General features: G+C 33.5%; 18 protein-coding genes and 4 tRNA genes. 20 read left to right on the top strand and 2 right to left on the bottom strand.

What is annotated here, in order from left to right; translation table 11 throughout:
• Positions 1 to 40: 40 nt before the first annotated feature.
• Positions 41 to 1519 (bottom strand): amino acid permease, encoded by a 1479-nt coding sequence (locus H2650_RS04660; protein WP_188049603.1) that lies wholly within the window; start codon positions 1517 to 1519, stop codon positions 41 to 43.
• A 355-nt stretch (positions 1520 to 1874) separates the two neighbouring features.
• On the opposite strand from H2650_RS04660, the gene H2650_RS04665 reads away from it, so the two are divergent.
• The 20 genes from H2650_RS04665 to H2650_RS04760 all read left to right on the top strand — a co-directional run bounded on the left by H2650_RS04665 (position 1875) and on the right by H2650_RS04760 (position 20494).
• On the top strand, positions 1875 to 2762 hold the full coding sequence (locus H2650_RS04665) for a helix-hairpin-helix domain-containing protein (protein ID WP_188049604.1): 888 nt from the start codon (positions 1875 to 1877) through the stop codon (positions 2760 to 2762).
• Positions 2763 to 2945: 183 nt separating this feature from the next.
• Positions 2946 to 4115, top strand: a complete 1170-nt coding sequence (locus H2650_RS04670; protein ID WP_188049605.1) for an acyl-CoA dehydrogenase family protein — start codon at positions 2946 to 2948, stop codon at positions 4113 to 4115.
• Positions 4116 to 4310: 195 nt separating this feature from the next.
• Positions 4311 to 4505: a 30S ribosomal protein S21 gene (gene rpsU / locus H2650_RS04675; protein WP_035670421.1), complete on the top strand. Its 195-nt coding sequence runs from the start codon at positions 4311 to 4313 to the stop codon at positions 4503 to 4505.
• A gap of 67 nt (positions 4506 to 4572) precedes the next feature.
• Entirely contained in the window at positions 4573 to 5469 is an 897-nt protein-coding gene (locus H2650_RS04680; protein ID WP_188049606.1) for a tyrosine-type recombinase/integrase, read from the top strand.
• A 34-nt stretch (positions 5470 to 5503) separates the two neighbouring features.
• The gene (hpf, locus tag H2650_RS04685; RefSeq protein ID WP_188049607.1) at positions 5504 to 5806 is read left to right on the top strand and encodes a ribosome hibernation-promoting factor, HPF/YfiA family; all 303 of its coding nucleotides are present in this window, start codon (positions 5504 to 5506) and stop codon (positions 5804 to 5806) included.
• 91 nt (positions 5807 to 5897) lie between these two features.
• Positions 5898 to 5971: transfer RNA gene (locus tag H2650_RS04690), tRNA-Thr, on the top strand.
• 52 nt (positions 5972 to 6023) lie between these two features.
• Positions 6024 to 6104: transfer RNA gene (locus H2650_RS04695), tRNA-Tyr, on the top strand.
• 182 nt (positions 6105 to 6286) lie between these two features.
• Positions 6287 to 6358: transfer RNA gene (locus H2650_RS04700), tRNA-Thr, on the top strand.
• A gap of 53 nt (positions 6359 to 6411) precedes the next feature.
• The gene (tuf, locus tag H2650_RS04705; protein WP_188049608.1) at positions 6412 to 7599 is read left to right on the top strand and encodes an elongation factor Tu; all 1188 of its coding nucleotides are present in this window, start codon (positions 6412 to 6414) and stop codon (positions 7597 to 7599) included.
• Positions 7600 to 7660: 61 nt separating this feature from the next.
• Positions 7661 to 7731: transfer RNA gene (locus H2650_RS04710), tRNA-Trp, on the top strand.
• 16 nt (positions 7732 to 7747) lie between these two features.
• Positions 7748 to 7945, top strand: a complete 198-nt coding sequence (secE, locus tag H2650_RS04715) for a preprotein translocase subunit SecE (RefSeq protein WP_188049609.1) — start codon at positions 7748 to 7750, stop codon at positions 7943 to 7945.
• A gap of 11 nt (positions 7946 to 7956) precedes the next feature.
• A complete protein-coding gene (gene nusG, locus H2650_RS04720; protein WP_188049610.1) occupies positions 7957 to 8508 on the top strand; it encodes a transcription termination/antitermination protein NusG in 552 nt (183 codons plus the stop codon).
• Between the two features lie 68 nt (positions 8509 to 8576).
• Entirely contained in the window at positions 8577 to 9014 is a 438-nt protein-coding gene (gene rplK, locus H2650_RS04725; protein ID WP_121925843.1) for a 50S ribosomal protein L11, read from the top strand.
• A 13-nt stretch (positions 9015 to 9027) separates the two neighbouring features.
• Positions 9028 to 9717: a 50S ribosomal protein L1 gene (gene rplA, locus H2650_RS04730; RefSeq protein ID WP_188049611.1), complete on the top strand. Its 690-nt coding sequence runs from the start codon at positions 9028 to 9030 to the stop codon at positions 9715 to 9717.
• A gap of 22 nt (positions 9718 to 9739) precedes the next feature.
• Positions 9740 to 10252 carry a 50S ribosomal protein L10 gene (gene rplJ / locus H2650_RS04735; RefSeq protein ID WP_188049612.1) on the top strand — a complete coding sequence of 171 codons (513 nt, stop codon included), beginning with the start codon at positions 9740 to 9742 and terminating at the stop codon, positions 10250 to 10252.
• 88 nt (positions 10253 to 10340) lie between these two features.
• The gene (gene rplL, locus H2650_RS04740; protein ID WP_188049613.1) at positions 10341 to 10709 is read left to right on the top strand and encodes a 50S ribosomal protein L7/L12; all 369 of its coding nucleotides are present in this window, start codon (positions 10341 to 10343) and stop codon (positions 10707 to 10709) included.
• Positions 10710 to 10983: 274 nt separating this feature from the next.
• Positions 10984 to 14796 (top strand): DNA-directed RNA polymerase subunit beta, encoded by a 3813-nt coding sequence (gene rpoB, locus H2650_RS04745; protein ID WP_188049614.1) that lies wholly within the window; start codon positions 10984 to 10986, stop codon positions 14794 to 14796.
• 298 nt (positions 14797 to 15094) lie between these two features.
• On the top strand, positions 15095 to 19408 hold the full coding sequence (gene rpoC / locus H2650_RS04750) for a DNA-directed RNA polymerase subunit beta' (RefSeq protein WP_188049615.1): 4314 nt from the start codon (positions 15095 to 15097) through the stop codon (positions 19406 to 19408).
• A gap of 3 nt (positions 19409 to 19411) precedes the next feature.
• Entirely contained in the window at positions 19412 to 19723 is a 312-nt protein-coding gene (locus H2650_RS04755; protein WP_188049616.1) for a DUF3467 domain-containing protein, read from the top strand.
• Between the two features lie 411 nt (positions 19724 to 20134).
• Complete coding sequence (locus tag H2650_RS04760) at positions 20135 to 20494, top strand: hypothetical protein (RefSeq protein WP_188049617.1); 360 nt, start codon at positions 20135 to 20137, stop codon at positions 20492 to 20494.
• Positions 20495 to 20572: 78 nt separating this feature from the next.
• On the opposite strand, the gene H2650_RS04765 is transcribed toward H2650_RS04760, so the two are convergent.
• Positions 20573 to 22162: a peptide chain release factor 3 gene (locus H2650_RS04765; RefSeq protein WP_188049618.1), complete on the bottom strand. Its 1590-nt coding sequence runs from the start codon at positions 22160 to 22162 to the stop codon at positions 20573 to 20575.
• Positions 22163 to 22655: the final 493 nt, after the last annotated feature.

Raw genomic sequence — 22655 nt, forward strand, 5'->3', positions numbered from 1 at the left:
GTACTACTTTATAATCCTTTTTTTTATTAATTGAGGTAAATTATTTTTCTGGGTTGTTTAATTTACTATTTTTCTTGCTGTATAAAAAATAAATTACAACACCAAGTACCATCCAAATTGCTAATCTTTCCCAACTTTCAATAGGTAAGCCAGCCATTAATACTAAACAGATTAGTACACCTATAATAGGGAACAATGGTACAAATGGTACGCGGAAACCTCGTACTGCATCTGGATTGGATTTTCTCATAACAATTACTCCAATACAAACAAGTGAGAAAGCGAACAATGTACCAATACTTACCATGTGTCCAAGGTCTGATACAGGAACAAATCCCGCAAACAAACTCACAAACACCATAAAAAGAAGATTCGTTTTGTAAGGTGTTCTGTTTTTAGTATGTAAAGTGCTGAAAAATTTAGGTAATAAACCATCTACACTCATGCTGTAAAAAACTCTACTTTGTCCCATTAACATCACTAACATTACAGAAGTATATCCTGCAATAATAGCAATCGTAAGTGCAGAATTTAAGAAGGTGTATCCTGTTTTTGCAAATGCAGTAGTAACAGGACTTGCATCACCTTTAAAATTAAGGTAGTTTTCTAAACCAGTTAAAACAAAAGCAAAAAGAACGTATAATATAGTACAAATTATTAATGATCCTAAAATACCAATTGGCATTCCTTTCTGTGGATCTTTTGCTTCTTGTGCAGCAGTAGATACGGCGTCAAAACCAATAAAAGCAAAAAATACAACTCCAGCACCTCTTAAGATACCACTCCATCCATAATGACCAAAATAATCACTACTAAAGAAATTAAGAAATGACATCTTACCAGAACTTAAAAGAGCTTCTCCTTCATTTACAGGTATAAAAGGTGTGTGGTTTGCGCTATTCATAAAGCCCCATCCTAAAGCAATAAATACAATTACCACGGTAACTTTCAAAATAACAAGTATGTTATTTATTAATGCAGATTCTTTTGTACCGCGTATTAATAAAACAGAAAGTAAACAGATAATTAATATGGAGGGTAAATTAATGATTCCTGGTGTCGTGTCCCAGGGACCATGCAAGATGGATTGCGGTATGTGAATGCCATAATTCCCGAGAAATTTATCTACATATTGAGACCAACTGACCGCTACTGTTGCGGCTCCTAAGGCATATTCTAATACTAAATCCCAACCGATTATCCAAGCTACAAATTCTCCCATTGTAGCATAAGAGTAGGTGTATGCACTTCCTGCTACAGGGATCATAGAGGCAAACTCTGCATAACAAAGTCCTGCAAATGCACATCCTACTGCGGCTAATATAAATGAGAGTGTAACTGCTGGACCGGCATTATCTGCTGCTGCAATACCTGTTAGAGAAAATAATCCCGCACCAATAATAGCACCAACTCCTAGCGCTACAAGTGATTTTGCAGATAGTGTTCTCTTTAATCCTTTTTCATCTTCTGAAGCTTCATTTAGTAAAACCGAAAGCGGTTTCGTTTTCCATATTGACATATGTTTTTTGGTTTTGTTGTTTTTAGATCTCAAATGTATTGTTTTTTGTAAAAAATAAAAACAATAATTAAAGTTTTCACTGATAAAATATAGTTTTTTATAATTTTTAGAGTTTTTCACTCCATTAATACTAGTTCTTGAATAAGAAAATCTTGTTAAAATTTTTATTTTGAATCTTGTGTTTTAAATTTTGCTTTCAAGTAAGAGTAAGTAATTGTGTTTTTATTTTTTAAATGTTTCAGATGTTTATAGAACAAGGTTTTTCTATTTGTAGTAATTTTATTTATAAATTAAATAGGCGAAAAGTGTTTTATTTTGAATATTAGTTATATTTTTAAATAAATTAAGGTATCTAATGGCGTTTAAAAATATTCGATCTCATTTTAATTTTTCTAAGGAACAGAGAATAGGAGTTTTATTCTTGTTTTTAATTATAATTTCTTTACAGCTTGTTTATTTTTTCGGTGACTTTTCAATTGTTTTCAAAGAAGAGGCTGGTAAACAAGAGTGGCTTTCCCTGCAAGCAGAATTCGATTCTATACAACGTAATGATAAAAGCCAGAATAATATGGTTTATCTTTTTAATCCAAATTTCATTACAGATTACAAAGGATACAAACTAGGAATGTCGGTTGCAGAAATAGACCGTTTGTTAAATTTTAGAAAAGAAAATAAATTTGTTAACTCGGCACAAGAATTTCAAAAAGTAACACAAATATCAGATTCCTTATTAAAGAAGATAGCACCTTTTTTTAAATTCCCTGATTGGGTAAACAATAAAAAGAAGTTTAAAGAATATGATTCAAATTCTAATCCAGTTTTTCTTAAAAAAGATAAAATAGTTGTCATAGATATAAATCAAGCAACACAAGAGGATTTAATAAAAGTTTATGGAATAGGTGAAGTGATCTCCTCGCGTATTTTGAAACAAAAAGAAATTATAGGTGGCTTTGTTTCTATGGAACAAATGAATGACGTTTGGGGATTATCGCCCGAAGTAATTGAGAAATTAAATCTTCATTTTAAGATTGGTGCACTTCCTGAAATAAAAAAAATAGATATTAATAATGCTTCTTTAAAGGAATTATCAAAGTTCTATTATTTTAGATATCCATTAACTAAAGAGATTGTTACTTATCGAAGTATGAACGGAGATTTTAAAAATATTGAGGATTTAACAAAAGTTAAGGGTTTTCCTGTTGATAAAGCAAAAATAATTACTTTATATTTGGACTTTAATTAAAAGTCTATAATTGGGTACTACTAAAATCTATAATTAATTGTAAAATCTTCCTTTTGCAACCTGTTCTTTTTAGATTTATACATATCACTCATTTACGACATTTAAAAATAATAACGCTGAGATACATTGCTATTGCGATGTGTTTTAGTAAACTTAATTTGTTAAAAAAAAGATAGAATTTATATGGAATCAATTTATTTCACAGAAGAGCACCAATTGTTTAGAAAAAGTTTGAAAGAATTTTTACAAAAAGAAGTAGTGCCTCATATTGAAAAATGGGAAAAAACAGGTACAATTGAACGATTTATATGGAAAAAGTTTGGTGAAATGGGCTTTTTTGGAATCAGATGTCCTGAAGCTTATGGAGGTTTAAATCTAGATTTGTTCTACACGGTTGTTTTTCTAGAAGAACTTCAAAAAATTAAATCATCAGGTTTTGCTGCTGCAATGTGGGCACATTCATATTTAGCTATGACGCATTTGAATGCTGAAGGGGATGAGAGAATCAAACAAGAATATTTAGTACCTAGTATTGCTGGTGATAAAATAGGAGCTTTGTGTATTAGTGAACCTTTTGGTGGTAGTGATGTAGCAGGAATGCGTACAACTGCAATCAAAGAAGGGGATAAGTATATCATTAACGGATCTAAAACCTTTATTACAAATGGTGTTTATGCAGATTACTATGTAGTGGCTGCTAAAACAGATCCTAGTCAAGGAAATAAAGGAATAAGTATTCTTCTTGTTGATAAAAATACAAAAGGAATTTCTGCAACAAAATTAGACAAGTTGGGTTGGAGAGCTTCAGATACTGCCGAAATTGCATTTGATAATGTCGAAATTCCTGTTGAAAATTTGATGGGAGAAGAAGGTAAAGGTTTCCCATATATTATGCAGCATTTTGCATTAGAACGTTTGATTATGGCTATCAACGGTCATGCTAGAGCAGAGTATGCTATAGATTATACTATAGAATATATGTCTCAAAGAGAAGCTTTTGGAAGAACCATTGATAAATTCCAAGCATTAAGACATACAATCGTTGAGCACGCAACAGATGTAGAGCACTGTAAAGTCTTTAACTATGCTGCTGTAGCAAGATTAGATAAAGGCGAATACGTGGTTAAAGAGGCAACCATGGCTAAATTAAAGTCTACTAAAGTAGCGGATGAAACAATTTACAGTTGTTTGCAAATGTTAGGTGGTTACGGTTATATGGAAGAATATCCGTTGGCACGTTTGTTAAGAGACAGTCGTTTAGGTCCAATTGGTGGTGGTACCTCTGAAATTTTAAAAGAAATTTTATCCAAAATGATTATTGATAATAAAAATTATAAACCTGCTGTTGAATAATAAGTATTAAATTTAGACAGGTATTTATTTGTATCAAAAAAGCCAATTTGTCATTGATGAATTGGCTTTTTTTATTGGTTTGATTGTGATAGTAAGGCTTAATTGTTTTATATTTTTAAATTTTCCTTAATTCATGCCTTATAATTGAGAAGTTTGATTACTTTTGCACACTTAAAGAAAGGGGGTGTCTATATTATGTTAATTATACCAATTAAAGACGGAGAAAATATCGATAGAGCGTTAAAACGTTACAAAAGAAAATTTGATAAAACAGGAACTGTTCGTCAACTAAGAGCACGTACTGCTTTTATTAAGCCTTCAGTAACCAATAGAATCAAAATTCAAAAAGCGGCTTATATCCAAAATATGAGAGATAACTTAGAGAGTTAATCGATTCCATTAAATAAAATACCGTTAGTCATCAAAAATTTATAACTTTGATGCTAACGGTTTTTTTATGGCTACAAATCAAGACGCATTTCGGGATTATCTACAGTTCGAGAAAAAGTATTCACCTCATACTTTAATGGCTTATTGTGCTGATATTAGTTCTTTTCAGTCTTTTAGCAAAGTTAATTATAATCAAGAAAATATAGATCATGTCGATTACAATAACATACGAAATTGGATTATTTCGTTAGTTGATGAAGGAGTCACCAATGCTTCTGTAAATAGAAAAATGGCTTCTTTAAAAGCTTATTACAAGTTTTTATTGAAGATAAAACAAATTCCGCTTAGTCCGTTAGTCAAACATAAGGCGCTAAAAGTTTCTAAAAATATTCAAATTCCATTTTCTGAAAACGAAGTAGATGCTGTTTTAAATCAAATGCAAAACGGAAGTGGTTTTGAAGAGGTTAGAGATAAACTGATAATTGATTTGTTTTATACAACAGGTATCCGAAGGGCAGAACTAATTCAATTAAAGATTGAAAGTGTTGATCTTTCCAATGCTTTGATTAAGGTATTAGGAAAACGAAATAAAGAACGTCTAATTCCTATTTTGCCTGTAGTTCTGGGTCAGTTTTCGTTGTATTTAAAGGAAAGGATTGGTTTGTCTGTAATTGTAGATGACGATTATTTTTTTCTCAATAAAAAAGGGTTAAAATTGAATGAAACTTTTGTGTATCGATTAATAAATACTTACTTTAGTACTGTATCAGAAAAGGTAAAAAAAAGCCCGCATATACTCAGACATACTTTTGCGACGCATTTACTTAATAATGGTGCAGATTTGAATTCAGTTAAAGAGTTGTTAGGGCATTCTAGCCTTGCTTCTACCCAAGTTTATACACATAATAGTTTAGCGGGGCTTAAAAGTGTGCATAAAGATGCTCATCCTCGTGGACGAAAGTGATTTTGAGAATGATTAATAATTAAAAAAGAAAATTATGAAGGTAAGTGTTCATGCAGTTAACTTTACAGTTGACAAAAAGCTAGTAGATTTTGTTCAAGATAGATTAGATAAACTTGAAAAGTATTATGACAAAGTCGTTTCTGCCGATGTTTTTTTAAAAGTTGAAAACACAAGTGACAAGGAGAATAAGATTGCAGAGATAAAAATTAATGTTCCTGGTGATGATTTTCTGGTAAAAAAACAATGTAAAACATTTGAAGAAGCTATAGAACTTTCCTCAGAATCGTTAGAGAGATTGTTAGTAAAAAGAAAAGAAAAGATAAGTTCTCATATTTAATATAAATTTTTTTAAAAAAATGTTTTGATTCATAGATAAAATCTCTACATTTGCAGTCCGTTAGAAATAGCGGACTTTTTTTATTGATATTGCCAGCGTAGCTCAGTTGGCTAGAGCAGCTGATTTGTAATCAGCAGGTCGTGGGTTCGAGTCCCTCCGCCGGCTCTAAATTTCCAATACGATTGGAAGATGTTCATGGTTTTATTGATAAGAAAAAGGGGAGATACTCAAGCGGCCAACGAGGGCAGACTGTAAATCTGCTGTGTAAACTTCGCAGGTTCGAATCCTGCTCTCCCCACAATCTTTTAAATAACGATTTATCAGAAAGTTTTCTTTCGAGTAAATTTGATTTAAAAGTTTGAGCACCGAAAACTTCGATGCAGGATCAACGACCTTTTGGGAGTTAATCCGAATAAGAGTGTGTGGAAAGATTTCAATTGGTAAAACAATTGATTGTTTAAAACCATAACATCATTCTCTGCCGACTTAGCTCAGAGGTAGAGTGCTTCCTTGGTAAGGAAGAGGTCACGGGTTCAATTCCCGTAGTTGGCTCAAGTAAGTAAGAAATAAAAATTAATATATAACAAGATTAAAAATTAAGTAAAATGGCAAAAGAAACCTTTAACCGTTCGAAACCACACTTAAATATTGGTACGATCGGACACGTAGATCACGGTAAAACTACTTTAACAGCAGCAATCACAAAAGTATTATCTGATGCTGGTTACTGTCAAGCAAGATCATTTGATCAAATTGATAATGCTCCTGAAGAAAAAGAAAGAGGTATTACAATTAATACATCTCACGTTGAATATGAAACTGCTAATCGTCATTACGCTCACGTTGACTGTCCAGGTCACGCGGATTACGTAAAAAACATGGTTACTGGTGCTGCTCAAATGGATGGTGCTATTCTTGTGGTAGCTGCAACTGATGGACCAATGCCTCAAACTCGTGAGCATATCCTTTTAGGTCGCCAAGTTGGTATTCCTAGAATGGTTGTATTCATGAATAAAGTGGATATGGTTGATGACGAGGAGTTGTTAGAGCTTGTTGAAATGGAAATTAGAGACTTATTGTCTTTCTATGAATATGATGGTGACAACTGTCCAGTAATTCAAGGTTCTGCTTTAGGAGGATTGAACAATGATCCAGCATGGGTACCAAAAATTCTTGAATTGATGGCAGCTGTTGATGCTTGGATCGAAGAGCCAATCAGAGATACTGAAAAGCCTTTCTTAATGCCAGTTGAGGATGTATTTACAATTACTGGTCGTGGAACTGTTGCTACAGGTCGTATCGAAACTGGTATTGCTAATACAGGAGATTCAGTTGAAATCATTGGTATGGGAGCTGAAAAATTAACTTCTACTATTACAGGAGTTGAGATGTTCCGTAAAATCCTTGATAGAGGTGAAGCTGGAGATAACGTAGGTTTATTGTTAAGAGGTGTTGATAAAGAATCTATCAAAAGAGGAATGGTTATCATTAAGCCAGGATCAGTAAAACCACACGCTACTTTTAAAGCTGAGGTTTATATCTTGAAAAAAGAAGAAGGTGGACGTCATACTCCATTCCATAATAACTACCGTCCACAGTTCTACGTACGTACAACTGACGTAACAGGAGTTATTACTCTTCCAGAAGGTGTTGAAATGGTAATGCCAGGAGATAACTTAACTATCAATGTTTCTTTATTAAGCCCAATCGCAATGAGCGTTGGTTTACGTTTCGCTATCCGTGAAGGTGGTAGAACAGTAGGTGCTGGTCAAGTAACTGAAATTGTAGGTTAATCCTAAATATTATATAAGGCCAGTTAATTTTCTTAACTGAAATCTAACTGGCTTTTAACATACGGGCGTAGTTCAAGGGTAGAATAGCGGTCTCCAAAACCGTTGATGGGGGTTCGAATCCCTCCGCCCGTGCAAAAAACTAATCATAATGACAAAAGTTGTAAATTATATATCGGAAGCATTTGAGGAATTAAAGTCAAATGTAACTTGGCCAGAATGGCCTGAGGTGCAACGTCTAACGATTGTTGTTGCCGTTTTTTCAGTATTATTCGCCTTGGCAACTTGGGGAGTTGATGAAATTTTCGCAAAAGCTTTAGCTGGATTTTTTAACTGGATAAAAGCTTAAATTTTTTTGTTATGGCAGATAATAATGTTAAAAAGTGGTATGTCGTTAGAGCAGTAAGTGGACAAGAAAATAAAGTAAAAGCATATATTGAGACTGAGATCGCAAGATTAGAAATGACTGATTATGTTTCGCAAGTTTTAGTTCCTACTGAGAAAGTGGTTACCGTAAAAGAAGGAAAAAAAATAATCAAAGACAAGGTTTATTTCCCTGGTTATGTTATGATCGAGGCTAATCTTGTTGGAGAAATACCTCATATTATTAAGTCTATAACAAGTGTTATTGGTTTTTTAGGGGAAATTAAGGGTGGTGAGCCTGTTCCTTTGAGAATTTCAGAAGTAAACAGAATGTTAGGTAAGGTTGATGAATTAGCTGTTAATACAGATACTCGTTCTATTCCTTTCAACGTTGGAGAAACTATTAAGGTTGTTGATGGACCTTTTAATGGATTTAACGGAACTGTTGAAAAAATTAATGAAGAGAAGCGTAAACTGGAAGTAATGGTTAAGATTTTCGGAAGAAAAACACCATTGGAGTTGAGTTTTATGCAAGTTGAAAAAGTATAATTTTTTGTTACATCTATAATATCCATTGCAATCGCTTCCAATGTTTGCAGTGTTAAATTTTTTAAAAAATGGCTAAAGAAATTAGTAAGGTAGTTAAACTACAAGTTAAGGGAGGTGCTGCGAACCCGTCGCCACCGGTTGGACCTGCTTTAGGAGCTGCTGGTGTGAACATCATGGAGTTCTGTAAGCAATTTAATGCTAGAACACAAGATAAAGCCGGCAAAATATGCCCAGTACAAATTACTGTGTATAAAGACAAATCATTTGATTTTGTTGTAAAAACTCCTCCAGCGGCAGTCCAGTTAATGGAAGCTGCAAAGCTAAAGTCTGGATCTGGTGAGCCAAATCGTAAAAAAGTAGCTAGCGTTACTTGGGATGTTATCAAAGCAATTGCTGAAGATAAAATGGTAGATTTAAATGCATTCACAATCGAATCTGCTATGAGCATGATTGCTGGAACAGCTAGATCTATGGGTATAACTGTATCAGGAGAAGCTCCTTTTTAATTAAGAGAAAGACATGGCAAAATTGACAAAAAAGCAAAAAGAGGCTGCTTCAAAAATTGAAAAGAACAAATTATACTCTCTTAAAGATGCTGCGGCATTAATAAAAGTAGTTGCTTCTGCAAAATTTGATGAGTCTGTTGATATCGCAGTTCGTTTGGGTGTAGATCCAAGAAAAGCGAATCAAATGGTAAGAGGTGTGGTAACATTACCTCACGGAACTGGTAAAGATGTTAAAGTATTGGCATTAGTTACTCCAGATAAGGAAGCGGAAGCTTTGGCTGCTGGAGCTGACTTTGTTGGTCTTGATGACTATTTACAAAAAATTAAAGACGGTTGGACAGATGTTGATGTTATCATCACTATGCCTTCTGTTATGGGTAAATTAGGTCCATTAGGTCGTATTTTAGGACCTAGAGGTTTAATGCCTAACCCTAAAACAGGTACTGTAACTATGGATGTTGCAAAAGCTGTTGCAGAGGTTAAAGCTGGTAAAATCGATTTCAAAGTTGATAAAACTGGTATTGTGCATGCAGGAATTGGGAAAGTTTCTTTTGGGGCTGAACAAATTATTGACAATGCTCACGAAATTATTCAAACATTAATCAAACTTAAACCAACTGCGGCTAAAGGAACTTACATCAAAAGTATTTACCTAACTAGCACGATGAGTCCTGCAATTGCATTGGATCCTAAAGCAGTATAATTGGTAGTTAAAAATTTTTAGTATGACTAGAGAAGAAAAATCAATCGCGATTGAAGATTTAACTGCACAGTTAGCCGGTACAAATATTATTTATGTATCTGATATTTCTGGACTTAATGCAGAGGCTACTTCAAGCTTAAGAAGAGCTTGTTTTAAAGCAGGTATAAAATTAGAGGTTGTTAAGAATACTTTGCTTGCAAAAGCAATGGAAGCTTCTGATAATGATTATGGTGATTTACCTTCAGTATTAACTGGAAGTAGCGCTATCTTTATTTCAGATGTTGCTAACGCACCTGGAAAAATAATCAAAGATTTCCGCAAAAAATCGGCTAAACCTGTATTGAAGGGAGCTTATATTAATGCTGAAGTTTACATTGGAGATGATCAATTAGATGCATTAGCAACTATTAAATCTAAAGAAGAGCTTATCGGCGAAATCATTGGATTATTGCAATCACCAGCTCAAAGAGTTATTTCTGCACTTCAAAACCAATTCGCAAAAGGCGAAGAGGCTTCAGAAGAAGTGGAAGCATAATAAAATAGAGTTCTACTCTAATTTTATTTAAAAAAGCGCACAATAAATAAATTATATTTTTACAAATCATTTTAAAACGATAGAAAAAATGGCAGATTTGAAACAATTCGCAGAACAATTGGTTAACCTTACAGTTAAAGAAGTTAACGAATTAGCAACAATATTAAAAGATGAGTACGGAATCGAACCAGCTGCTGCAGCTGTAGTAGTTTCAGGTGGTGGTGAAGCTGCTGCTGAAGATGTTCAAACTGAGTTTACAGTAGTATTAAAAGCAGCTGGTGCTTCTAAATTAGCTGTTGTGAAATTAGTTAAAGAACTTACAGGTTTAGGTTTGAAAGAAGCTAAAGATGTAGTTGATAGCGCACCAAGTACAGTTAAAGAAGGTGTAACTAAAGAAGAGGCTGAAGGTCTTAAAAAATCTTTAGAAGAAGCTGGAGCTGAGGTTGAACTTAAATAGTTTATCTCTGTTTTAAGAATAAGGTTTAGGTCTTGGATGTTTTTCCAAGGCCTAAACCATTTTTCGTATAATAAAATTATTTTTAAGTTTTATTATAAAATAGCATAAATACAATAGGTTTTTAAATCAATACGATGAAAGAAAATATAGGAAAGAGTCTCTCTTGAATTATTTTTAAAGATGTATCGATTATAAAAAAAAAGTATAGATTGTTTTATAAATTAAACAGTGTTTTGCACAAAAACTACTTTTTTTAATCAAAATTTCTCCATTGATGATTACAAATCAGACTGAAAGATTAAATTTTGCCTCAACAAAAAACATACCTCAATATCCAGATTTTCTAGATGTTCAGGTTAAATCGTTTAAAGATTTTTTTCAATTAGAAACTAAATCTGACGAAAGAGGCGACGAAGGGCTTTACAATACCTTCATGGAAAACTTCCCAATTACTGATACAAGAAACAACTTTGTATTAGAATTCCTTGATTATTTTGTAGATCCACCACGTTACACTATTCAAGAGTGTATAGAAAGAGGTCTTACGTATAGTGTACCTTTAAAAGCAAGGTTAAAACTATATTGTACAGATCCAGAACATGAGGATTTCGAAACAATTGTTCAAGATGTATATCTTGGTACAATTCCTTACATGACGCCGAGTGGTACTTTTGTTATCAATGGTGCTGAACGTGTAGTTGTTTCTCAATTACATAGATCTCCAGGTGTTTTCTTTGGTCAATCATTCCACGCAAATGGAACTAAATTATATTCTGCCAGAGTAATTCCTTTTAAAGGTTCTTGGATAGAATTTTCTACAGATATAAACAGCGTAATGTATGCTTATATTGACAGAAAGAAAAAATTACCTGTAACTACTTTATTCCGTGCAATTGGTTTTGAAAGAGACAAGGATATCCTTGAAATCTTTGACCTTGCTGAGGAAATTAAAGTATCTAAGACAGGTCTTAAAAAATATATCGGTAGAAAATTAGCTGCTCGTGTATTAAATACATGGCATGAAGATTTCGTAGATGAAGATACTGGTGAGGTAGTTTCTATCGAACGTAACGAAATAATCCTTGATAGAGATACAATTATCGATAAAGATAATGTGGAAGAAATCATTGATTCTAACGTTAAATCTATTTTGTTACATAAAGAAGATGCTAATCAAGGTGATTATGCTATCATTCATAATACGTTACAAAAAGATCCAACAAACTCTGAAAAAGAAGCTGTTGAGCATATTTACAGACAATTGCGTAACGCAGAACCGCCTGATGAAGAAACTGCTCGTGGTATTATAGATAAATTATTCTTCTCTGATCAACGTTATAACTTAGGTGAAGTTGGTCGTTATAGAATTAATAAAAAATTAGGTTTAGATACTCCAATGGAAAAGCAAGTCTTGACCAAAGAAGATATCATAACTATCGTGAAATATTTGATCGAATTGATCAACTCTAAAGCAGAGATTGATGATATTGATCACTTATCAAACCGTCGTGTTAGAACAGTTGGAGAACAATTGTCTCAACAATTCGGTGTTGGTTTAGCGCGTATGGCTAGAACTATTCGTGAGAGAATGAACGTTAGAGATAACGAGGTGTTTACGCCAATTGATTTGATTAATGCTAAAACATTATCATCAGTTATCAACTCTTTCTTTGGTACAAACCAGTTGTCACAGTTTATGGATCAAACGAATCCACTTGCTGAGATTACGCACAAGAGAAGATTATCTGCACTAGGACCTGGTGGACTTTCGAGAGAGAGAGCTGGATTTGAGGTACGTGACGTTCACTATACGCATTACGGTCGTTTATGTCCGATTGAAACTCCGGAGGGACCAAACATTGGTTTGATATCCTCTCTTGGTGTTTATGCTAAAGTAAACGGAATGGGTTTCATTGAAACACCTTACCGTAAAGTAACTAATGGAGTGGTAGATTTAGAGTCTACTCCAGTTTACTTAAGCGCAGAAGAAGAAGAAGGAATGATGATTGCTCAGGCAAATATCCAAATGGATGCTACTGGTAAAATTACTGCTGAAGACGTAATTGCACGTCAAGAAGGTGATTTCCCTGTAATTGAACCTACAAGAGTTGATTATACGGATGTAGCTCCAAATCAAATTGCTTCAATATCTGCTTCTTTGATTCCTTTCTTAGAACATGATGATGCGAATAGAGCCTTGATGGGATCTAACATGATGCGTCAGGCCGTACCATTAATTCGTCCTGAAGCTCCTATTGTTGGAACTGGTTTAGAGCGTCAAGTAGCTTCTGATTCTAGAGTATTGATTAATGCTGAAGGAGATGGAGTTATAGAATATGTAGATGCAAACATCATCACTATCAAATACGACCGTACTGAGGAAGAAAGAATGGTTAGTTTTGAATCTGATGAGAAAACATACAATCTAATTAAATTTAGAAAAACCAATCAAGGAACAAGTATCAACCTTAAACCTATCGTAAGAAAAGGGGATAGAGTGGTTCTTGGACAAGTATTATCTGAAGGATATGCTACTCAAAATGGTGAATTAGCTTTAGGTCGTAACTTAAAAGTGGCGTTTATGCCATGGAAAGGATACAACTTTGAGGATGCAATCGTTATTTCTGAGAAAGTAGTTCGTGATGATATTTTCACATCTATTCACGTTGATGATTATTCATTAGAAGTGAGAGATACTAAATTAGGTAACGAAGAATTAACGAACGATATACCGAACGTTTCTGAAGAAGCTACTAAAGATTTAGATGAAAATGGTATGATTAGAATTGGAGCAGAGGTTAAACCTGGCGACATTCTTATCGGAAAAATTACTCCAAAAGGAGAATCAGATCCTACTCCAGAAGAGAAATTGCTTCGTGCAATTTTCGGGGATAAAGCAGGTGATGTAAAAGATGCTTCATTAAAAGCGTCTCCTTCTTTACATGGTGTTGTTTTAGACAAAAAATTGTTCGCAAGAGCAGTTAAAGATAAACGTAAACGTACGCAAGATAAAGATGCTTTAGGAGCACTTGAAATGGAATTCGAAACTAAATTTGTTGAATTAAAAGACAAATTAGTAGAGAAATTGTTCTTGATCGTAAACGGAAAAACATCTCAAGGTGTAATGAATGATTTGGGTGAAGAAGTTTTACCAAAAGGTAAAAAATATACTCAAAAAATGCTTTATGCAGTTGAAGATTTTGCTCACTTAAGTAAAGGTCAATGGGTTGCTGATGATGCAACTAATAAAATGGTTAATGATTTAATTCATAACTATAAAATTAAATTGAACGATTTACAAGGTGCATTACGTAGAGAGAAATTCACAATTACTGTTGGTGATGAGTTGCCAGCTGGAATTTTGAAATTAGCTAAAGTATATATTGCCAAAAAACGTAAGTTGAAAGTTGGGGATAAAATGGCAGGACGTCACGGTAACAAAGGTATTGTTGCTCGTATCGTTCGTCATGAAGACATGCCTTTCTTGGAAGACGGAACGCCAGTTGATATCGTATTGAACCCACTTGGGGTACCTTCACGTATGAACATTGGTCAAATTTATGAAACGGTATTAGGTTGGGCTGGACAAAATTTGGGTAGAAAATTCGCTACACCAATTTTTGATGGAGCAACTTTAGATCAAATTAATGAATTGACTGACGAAGCTGGAATACCACGTTTTGGACATACACACCTTTATGATGGTGGTACTGGAGAACGTTTCCACCAAGCAGCGACAGTTGGAGTTATCTATATGTTGAAACTTGGACACATGGTTGATGATAAGATGCACGCCCGTTCTATCGGACCGTACTCTTTGATTACACAACAACCACTTGGAGGTAAAGCACAATTTGGAGGTCAACGTTTTGGAGAGATGGAGGTTTGGGCACTTGAAGCTTATGGAGCATCAAGTACTTTACGTGAAATCTTGACAGTTAAATCGGATGACGTAATTGGTAGAGCTAAAACTTACGAAGCAATCGTTAAGGGAGAGTCTATGCCAGAACCTGGATTGCCAGAATCATTCAATGTATTGATGCACGAATTAAAAGGTCTTGGACTTGACATTCGTTTAGAAGAATAGATTAAAATTTGTTACGGTAGAGATGTGATTAATCGCATCTCTACTTTGGCATTTATATAAGTTTTTAGGATTTATACCCGTAAACCGTTCCGATTTTTTATAAAAAACACTGTTTTTTATAACTAGCGCTTCAAAACTAGTTTGAAGTTTAGAGAAGTAACTCGAGGTGTTTTAATAGTCTTAAAGTCTAATGTTATAAAGTTTTTAAAGCCCTATGTGACTTTTGACTTTTGACTTTCAAACTTTCGACTATAATAAAAATCAATTTTTAATTGCAAATAAATCAATAGTAAAAACTATGATCAATAATAGAAATAACAATAATAAAGACAAGAATCCTGTAAAAAGATTCAATAAAATTTCGATAGGATTAGCTTCGCCAGAATCTATCTTGAAAGAGTCAAGAGGAGAGGTTCTAAAGCCAGAAACTATCAACTACAGAACGCACAAACCAGAGCGTGATGGACTTTTCTGTGAGCGTATTTTCGGTCCAGTAAAAGATTTTGAATGTGCTTGTGGTAAATATAAAAGAATTCGTTACAAAGGGATCATCTGTGACCGTTGTGGTGTTGAAGTTACTGAGAAAAAAGTACGTAGAGATAGAGTAGGTCACATCAACCTTGTTGTGCCAATTGCTCATATCTGGTATTTCCGTTCTCTTCCTAATAAAATTGGTTATATTCTTGGACTTCCATCTAAGAAATTAGATATGATCATCTACTACGAAAGATATGTAGTAATTCAAGCAGGTATTGCTAAAAATGCAGAAGGGGAATCAGTTCAAAGATTAGACTTCCTTACAGAAGAAGAATATTTGAACATTCTTGATACTCTTCCTGCTGACAACCAATATTTGGATGATTTTGATCCTAATAAATTTGTTGCCAAAATGGGAGCAGAGTGTATTATGGACTTATTGGCTAGAATTGATTTAGATCAATTGTCTTACCAATTAAGACATAATGCAAACAATGAAACGTCTAAACAACGTAAAACGGAAGCATTAAAAAGATTGCAAGTTGTTGAATCTTTCCGTGAGTCTAACTTGAACCGTGAGAATCGTCCAGAATGGATGATTATGAAAGTTGTACCAGTTATTCCACCAGAATTACGTCCACTTGTGCCACTTGATGGAGGTCGTTTTGCAACTTCGGATTTAAATGACTTATACCGTCGTGTAATTATACGTAACAATCGTTTGAAAAGATTAATGGAAATTAAAGCTCCAGAAGTTATCTTAAGAAACGAAAAACGTATGTTGCAAGAATCAGTAGATTCATTATTTGATAATACAAGAAAAGCATCTGCAGTAAAAACAGAATCAAACAGACCATTAAAATCATTATCTGATTCCCTTAAAGGTAAGCAAGGACGTTTCCGTCAAAACTTACTTGGTAAACGTGTGGATTATTCTGCCCGTTCGGTAATTGTTGTTGGACCTGAATTAAAATTATCTGAATGTGGTATCCCTAAAGATATGGCAGCAGAATTATACAAACCTTTCGTTATCCGTAAATTGATAGAAAGAGGAATTGTAAAAACTGTAAAATCAGCTAAAAAAATAATAGATAAGAAAGAGCCAGTAGTTTGGGATATCCTTGAAAATGTAATTAAAGGTCACCCAATATTACTGAATCGTGCTCCTACTTTGCACAGATTAGGTATTCAAGCATTCCAACCAAAATTAATTGAAGGAAAAGCAATCCAATTGCACCCTTTAGTTTGTACTGCATTTAATGCGGATTTTGATGGGGATCAAATGGCAGTTCACTTGCCTTTAGGACCAGAAGCTATTTTGGAAGCACAACTTTTAATGTTGGGTTCTCACAATATTCTGAATCCTGCAAATGGAGCGCCAATTACAGTACCTTCTCAGGATATGGTTTTGGGTCTATATTATATGACCAAAGAACGTTTGTCAACTCCTGAAAAGAAAATTTTAGGAGAAGGAATCACTTTCTATTCTGCTGAAGAAGTAAATATTGCTTTGAATGAAGGAAGATTAGAATTGAATGCTTCAGTTAAAATTAGAGCAAAACACTTTAATGAAGCTGGTGATTTAGTGTACCAAATCATTCAAACAACTGCTGGACGTGTATTATTTAATGAAGTAGTGCCGGAAGCAGCTGGATATATCAATGATGTATTGACTAAGAAAAACTTAAGAGATATTATTGGTCACGTTTTAAGTTCTACTGATGTGCCTACAACTGCAGCTTTCTTGGATAACATGAAAGACATGGGGTACAAATTTGCCTTCAAAGGTGGTTTGTCATTCTCATTAGGTGATATTAGAATTCCAGATCAAAAACCAAAATTGATTGCTGACGCTAGAGAACAAGTTCAAGGTATCTCTATGAACTATAACATGGGTCTTATTACTAATAACGAACGTTACAACCAAGTTATTGATGTATGGACTTCAGCGAATGCTCAATTAACAGAGTTAGCAATGAAAAACATTAGAGAAGACCAACAAGGTTTCAACTCAGTGTATATGATGCTTGATTCTGGAGCAAGGGGATCTAAAGAACAAATTCGTCAGTTAACTGGTATGCGTGGATTGATGGCTAAGCCTAAAAAATCGACTGCTGGTGGTGGAGAAATTATTGAAAACCCGATTCTTTCTAACTTTAAGGAAGGACTTTCGATCCTTGAGTACTTTATCTCTACTCACGGTGCTCGTAAAGGACTTGCGGATACGGCGTTGAAAACAGCGGATGCTGGTTACTTGACTCGTAGATTGCATGATGTATCTCAAGATGTTATTGTTAATATCGATGATTGTGGTACTCTTAGAGGTGTTGAAGTTTCAGCATTGAAGAAAAATGAAGAAATAGTTGAGTCATTAGGAGAAAGAATATTGGGTCGTGTAGTATTACAAGACTTAGTTAATCCTTTGAATAATGAAATATTAATTCATTCTGGTGAGCAAATTACAGAAGTTATAATGAAAGCAATTGACGCTTCTCCAATCGAGAAAGTTGAAGTTCGTTCACCATTAACTTGTGAAGCTACAAAAGGTATTTGTGCTAAATGTTACGGTAGAAACTTAGCTACTGGAAAAATGACACAAAGAGGAGAGGCAGTTGGTGTAATTGCAGCTCAATCTATTGGAGAACCAGGAACACAGTTAACACTTCGTACTTTCCACGTTGGAGGGGTTGCGGGAGGTATTTCTGAAGAATCTAGTATTGTTGTTAAATTTGCTGGTAGACTTGAAATCGAAGATTTGAAAACGGTTAAAGGAGAAGACAGTGAAGGTAATGCAGTTGATATTGTAGTTTCTCGTTCTACTGAATTGAAATTAATTGATGAGAAAACAGGTATTTTATTAAGTACTAATAATATCCCTTACGGTTCAAGTATTTTTGTTAAAGACGGTCAGTCTGTAGCAAAAGGAGATGTAATCTGTAAATGGGATCCATATAATGGAGTTATTGTTTCTGAGTTTACTGGTAAAATTGCTTACGAAGATTTAGAGCAAGGTCAATCATTCATGGTTGAAATTGATGAGCAAACTGGTTTCCAAGAAAAAGTAATTTCTGAATCAAGAGCTAATAAATTAATACCAACTCTATTGGTTTACGGTAAAGATGGTGAATTGATTCGTTCTTACAACTTACCAGTTGGAGCCCACTTGATGGTTGATAACGGTGAGAAAATTAAAGCAGGTAAGGTATTGGTAAAAATCCCTCGTCGTTCTTCTAAATCAGGAGATATTACAGGAGGTTTACCTAGAATTACAGAGTTGTTAGAGGCTCGTAATCCTTCTAATCCAGCTGTAGTTTCTGAGATTGATGGTGTTGTTTCTTTTGGAAAAATCAAAAGAGGTAACCGTGAGGTTGTTATCGAATCTAAATTCGGAGATATTAGAAAATACTTGGTTAAATTATCAAGCCAAATTCTAGTTCAAGAAAATGACTTCGTAAGAGCTGGTGTTCCATTGTCTGATGGAGCTATTACTCCAGATGATATTTTAAGAATTCAAGGACCAGCAGCTGTTCAACAGTATTTGGTTAATGAAATTCAAGAAGTATACCGTCTACAAGGGGTGAAAATTAACGACAAACACTTTGAAGTAGTAATACGTCAAATGATGCGTAAAGTAAGAGTTCAGGATCCAGGTGATACTTTATTCTTAGAAGATCAATTAATTCACACTAAAGATTTTATCGTTCAAAACGATAAATTATACGGTATGAAAGTGGTTGAAGATGCTGGAGATTCTAGTGCGCTTAAAGAAGGACAAATAATTACGCCTCGTGATTTGCGTGATGAAAACTCTCTATTGAAACGTACAGATAAAAATCTTGTTGTAGCTCGTGATGTTGTTACTGCAACTGCAACACCAGTATTACAAGGTATTACCAGAGCTTCGCTTCAAACGAAATCATTTATTTCTGCTGCATCGTTCCAGGAAACTACTAAAGTATTGAATGAAGCTGCTGTTGCAGGTAAAATCGATTACTTAGAAGGATTGAAAGAAAATGTTATTGTTGGACATAGAATCCCTGCCGGAACTGGTATGAGAGAATATGATAATACTATTGTAGGTTCTAAAGAGGATTACAATGATATGATGGCTAATAAAGAGGAATATATTTACTAAGATATGAGTAATTCTAATCAACAACAAGAGCAAATTAATATTGAGTTAGACGAAAAAACGGCTGAAGGAATTTATTCTAATTTGGCTATTATCAATCACTCTTCATCTGAATTTGTTTTAGATTTTGTAAGTATCATGCCTGGTATACCTAAAGCTAAGGTAAAATCAAGAATTGTCTTGACACCACAACATGCTAAAAGATTATTTAAAGCTATTGGGGAAAATATCCATCGATTTGAAGTAGCTCATGGCGAAATCAAAGAAACGGAACAAGTTCCAATTCCGCTTAATTTTGGTCCCGCGGGACAAGCATAATATTTTAAAAGGCTTTCACTTCGGTGAAAGCCTTTTTGTTTTAAAGCTATTCTTTAATTTTTTGTCTGAAACGTGTATGATTTAACTATCAAAGACACATTCCTTTTTAAAGGACCAATAACTGAATTATAAGTTTTATTGTTCTCTGGTCGTTTAAAAGTAAGTTAGACCAAAAAAATCTTAATCTCTTTCGCAATAGTGTCTAAGAAGCTAAATATTACTTTTTGTAAATTAAAAAATTAGTGATTTTAACCTTGTTTTGTTTTTGATAATTTAATTTTAAATAGGAATATGTCCTTTAAACGAGTATTCAGGTGGTTTGTCGGAATTATTTTTTGCTATCTCTTTAATGCTATACTTTCGCACTCGAAATAAGATAGCGATTAAAATATCATTTAAAAACAGATTTACATGCAATACTCTTCTTTAAAAATAAATAAAAAAACCATTTTTACAGGTCTTATGTTATTCGTTTTTATGTTAATAAGTAGTACTTCTGTTTCAGCTCAAACTGAAAATGATTTCCTTGTAGATGCATCAGTTACTATTTCTCCTTCAACTAAAAAAGAAAATGTTTCTACAGTTTCCTCTTCAAATAGCATGAACTTTGTTTTGTGGTTTATGGGGTCTAAACAAGATCCAAAAAGTTCAATTTCGACAGAAGGGAACAATACTAAAAAACAAGTGATTATTTCAGGAACAGCACCTAATCGTTTATTGATCAAAGCTTTTTTAAAAAAAGCAGTAGAATTGGATAGTATGATTGCTTAATTGAAATCATTTTAAAACATAAAAAAAACGCTAATTTTTAAATTAGCGTTTTTTTATGTTTTAAATATAGAGTTATTATTATTCGAATTCTGATGTAAAGAATAACTTAACATTTGGATATTTGTTTTGAGTCATTTGAATCGTAAAATCTGAATCTGCAAGGAATACGAGTTGTCCATATTTATCGTGCGCCAAGAATTTTTGCTTAATACGTCTAAATTCTTTAAACTCATCGCTTTTAAGATCGTTTGGTTTTACCCAACACGCTTTGTGAACAGGAAAATTTTCATACGTACATTTAGCGCCATATTCATGCTCTAAACGATATTGAATAACTTCGTATTGTAGTGCTCCAACAGTTCCAATGATCTTTCTGTTGTTCATTTCTAGCGTAAATAACTGCGCAACACCTTCGTCCATTAACTGATCAACCCCTTTGTCCAATTGTTTAGCTTTCATTGGATCAGCGTTGTTGATGTATCTAAAGTGTTCCGGTGAGAAACTTGGAATTCCTTTGAAACTCATGATTTCTCCTTCAGTCAATGTATCTCCAATTTTGAAGTTTCCAGTGTCATGTAAACCTACAATATCACCCGGATAAGAAATATCTACAATTTCTTTTTTCTCAGCAAAAAAAGCATTTGGACTAGAGAATTTTAAATTTTTCTTCTGGCGTACGTGATAATACGGTTTGTTTCTTTCAAAAGTTCCAGAAACAATTTTTATGAAAGCCAATCGGTCTCTGTGTTTAGGATCCATATTAGCATGGATTTTAAATACAAAACCGGTCATTTTTTCTTCTTTTGGATCAACCAATCGCGTTTCTGAATCTTTTGGTCTTGGTGAAGGAGCAATTTGAACAAAACAATCCAATAATTCTCTTACTCCAAAATTATTTAAAGCAGAACCAAAAAATACGGGTTGTAATTTACCATCTAGATATTCCTGACGATCAAATTTTGGATATACTTCGTCAATTAATCCTATTTCTTCTCTAAGTGTATTGGCTGGTTTTTGACCTATAATTTTTTCTAATTCAGGACTTTGTACATCTGAAAAAGCGATAGTTTCTTCGATGTTTTTTCTGCTGTCTCCACTAAATAAATTAATGTTTTGCTCCCAAAGATTATAAATACCTTGAAAATCGTAACCCATTCCTATCGGGAAACTCAAAGGGGTAACCCTTAAACCTAGTTTTTGTTCAACTTCGTCCATTAAGTCAAAAGCATCTTTTCCTTCTCGGTCTAATTTATTAATGAACACAATAATTGGAATTTTTCGCATTCTACAAACAGCTACTAATTTTTCTGTTTGCTCTTCCACACCCTTAGCTACGTCAATTACTACAATAACACTGTCAACAGCTGTTAATGTTCTAAAAGTATCCTCGGCAAAATCCTTGTGTCCTGGAGTATCCAGAATGTTTATTTTTTTGTCCTTATAATTAAATGCTAAGACAGAGGTGGAAACTGAAATACCTCTTTGGCGTTCAATTTCCATAAAGTCACTCGTTGCACCTTTTTTTATCTTATTATTTTTTACAGCACCAGCTTCTTGAATAGCACCACCAAAAAGTAGTAATTTTTCCGTAAGTGTTGTTTTTCCTGCATCAGGATGTGAGATAATCCCGAAAGTTCTTCTGCGTTGTATTTCTTCTAAAAAGCCCATATTTATATAAATAGGGTGCAAAAGTACTATTTATAAATGCCAATTAAAAAAATACTATCCTTTAATTACTCTGTTGGATTTTCAAAATTTAATGCAAAATTAATAATTGACTTATTTAATATTATTTTTAATATCTTTTTTTTAGTTTATTTCAATTAATCAAGATGTTTTTATGCAGTCTTAATTATTGAACTAATCTTTTTTTAAATAAATGCTACAGTATTTTAGGGTAATTTTTGCTGTTTTATTATAAGCAATCTAAAGAGTTTGAGTAATGAAAAAAATGCGATATAATTTTTTGTTAATACTACTTAGGAAACTTGTATTATCTAATTGAATTACTATTTTTGTTTGTTTTAAAATTTGAAAATGTCTATTGTATTATGTACTTTATAAACTTGATTCTTAAAACTGTATATTTGCCGAAAATATTTAGTTCTTTATAAAAACTAATAATAGCACACTTTATTCCCTTTTAATATTAAATTATACC

The organism is Flavobacterium sp. GP15 (assembly GCF_014281985.1).
GTDB lineage: Bacteria > Bacteroidota > Bacteroidia > Flavobacteriales > Flavobacteriaceae > Flavobacterium > Flavobacterium pygoscelis.

Excerpts from the sequence above, each read along its gene's own strand:
- H2650_RS04660 (WP_188049603.1), bottom strand. The coding sequence starts at position 1,519 with ATGTCAATATGGAAAACGAAACCGCTTTCGGTTTTACTAAATGAAGCT.
- H2650_RS04665 (WP_188049604.1), top strand. The coding sequence starts at position 1,875 with ATGGCGTTTAAAAATATTCGATCTCATTTTAATTTTTCTAAGGAACAG.
- H2650_RS04670 (WP_188049605.1), top strand. The coding sequence starts at position 2,946 with ATGGAATCAATTTATTTCACAGAAGAGCACCAATTGTTTAGAAAAAGT.
- rpsU (WP_035670421.1), top strand. The coding sequence starts at position 4,311 with ATGTTAATTATACCAATTAAAGACGGAGAAAATATCGATAGAGCGTTA.
- H2650_RS04680 (WP_188049606.1), top strand. The coding sequence starts at position 4,573 with ATGGCTACAAATCAAGACGCATTTCGGGATTATCTACAGTTCGAGAAA.
- hpf (WP_188049607.1), top strand. The coding sequence starts at position 5,504 with ATGAAGGTAAGTGTTCATGCAGTTAACTTTACAGTTGACAAAAAGCTA.
- tuf (WP_188049608.1), top strand. The coding sequence starts at position 6,412 with ATGGCAAAAGAAACCTTTAACCGTTCGAAACCACACTTAAATATTGGT.
- secE (WP_188049609.1), top strand. The coding sequence starts at position 7,748 with ATGACAAAAGTTGTAAATTATATATCGGAAGCATTTGAGGAATTAAAG.
- nusG (WP_188049610.1), top strand. The coding sequence starts at position 7,957 with ATGGCAGATAATAATGTTAAAAAGTGGTATGTCGTTAGAGCAGTAAGT.
- rplK (WP_121925843.1), top strand. The coding sequence starts at position 8,577 with ATGGCTAAAGAAATTAGTAAGGTAGTTAAACTACAAGTTAAGGGAGGT.
- rplA (WP_188049611.1), top strand. The coding sequence starts at position 9,028 with ATGGCAAAATTGACAAAAAAGCAAAAAGAGGCTGCTTCAAAAATTGAA.
- rplJ (WP_188049612.1), top strand. The coding sequence starts at position 9,740 with ATGACTAGAGAAGAAAAATCAATCGCGATTGAAGATTTAACTGCACAG.
- rplL (WP_188049613.1), top strand. The coding sequence starts at position 10,341 with ATGGCAGATTTGAAACAATTCGCAGAACAATTGGTTAACCTTACAGTT.
- rpoB (WP_188049614.1), top strand. The coding sequence starts at position 10,984 with ATGATTACAAATCAGACTGAAAGATTAAATTTTGCCTCAACAAAAAAC.
- rpoC (WP_188049615.1), top strand. The coding sequence starts at position 15,095 with ATGATCAATAATAGAAATAACAATAATAAAGACAAGAATCCTGTAAAA.
- H2650_RS04755 (WP_188049616.1), top strand. The coding sequence starts at position 19,412 with ATGAGTAATTCTAATCAACAACAAGAGCAAATTAATATTGAGTTAGAC.
- H2650_RS04760 (WP_188049617.1), top strand. The coding sequence starts at position 20,135 with ATGCAATACTCTTCTTTAAAAATAAATAAAAAAACCATTTTTACAGGT.
- H2650_RS04765 (WP_188049618.1), bottom strand. The coding sequence starts at position 22,162 with ATGGGCTTTTTAGAAGAAATACAACGCAGAAGAACTTTCGGGATTATC.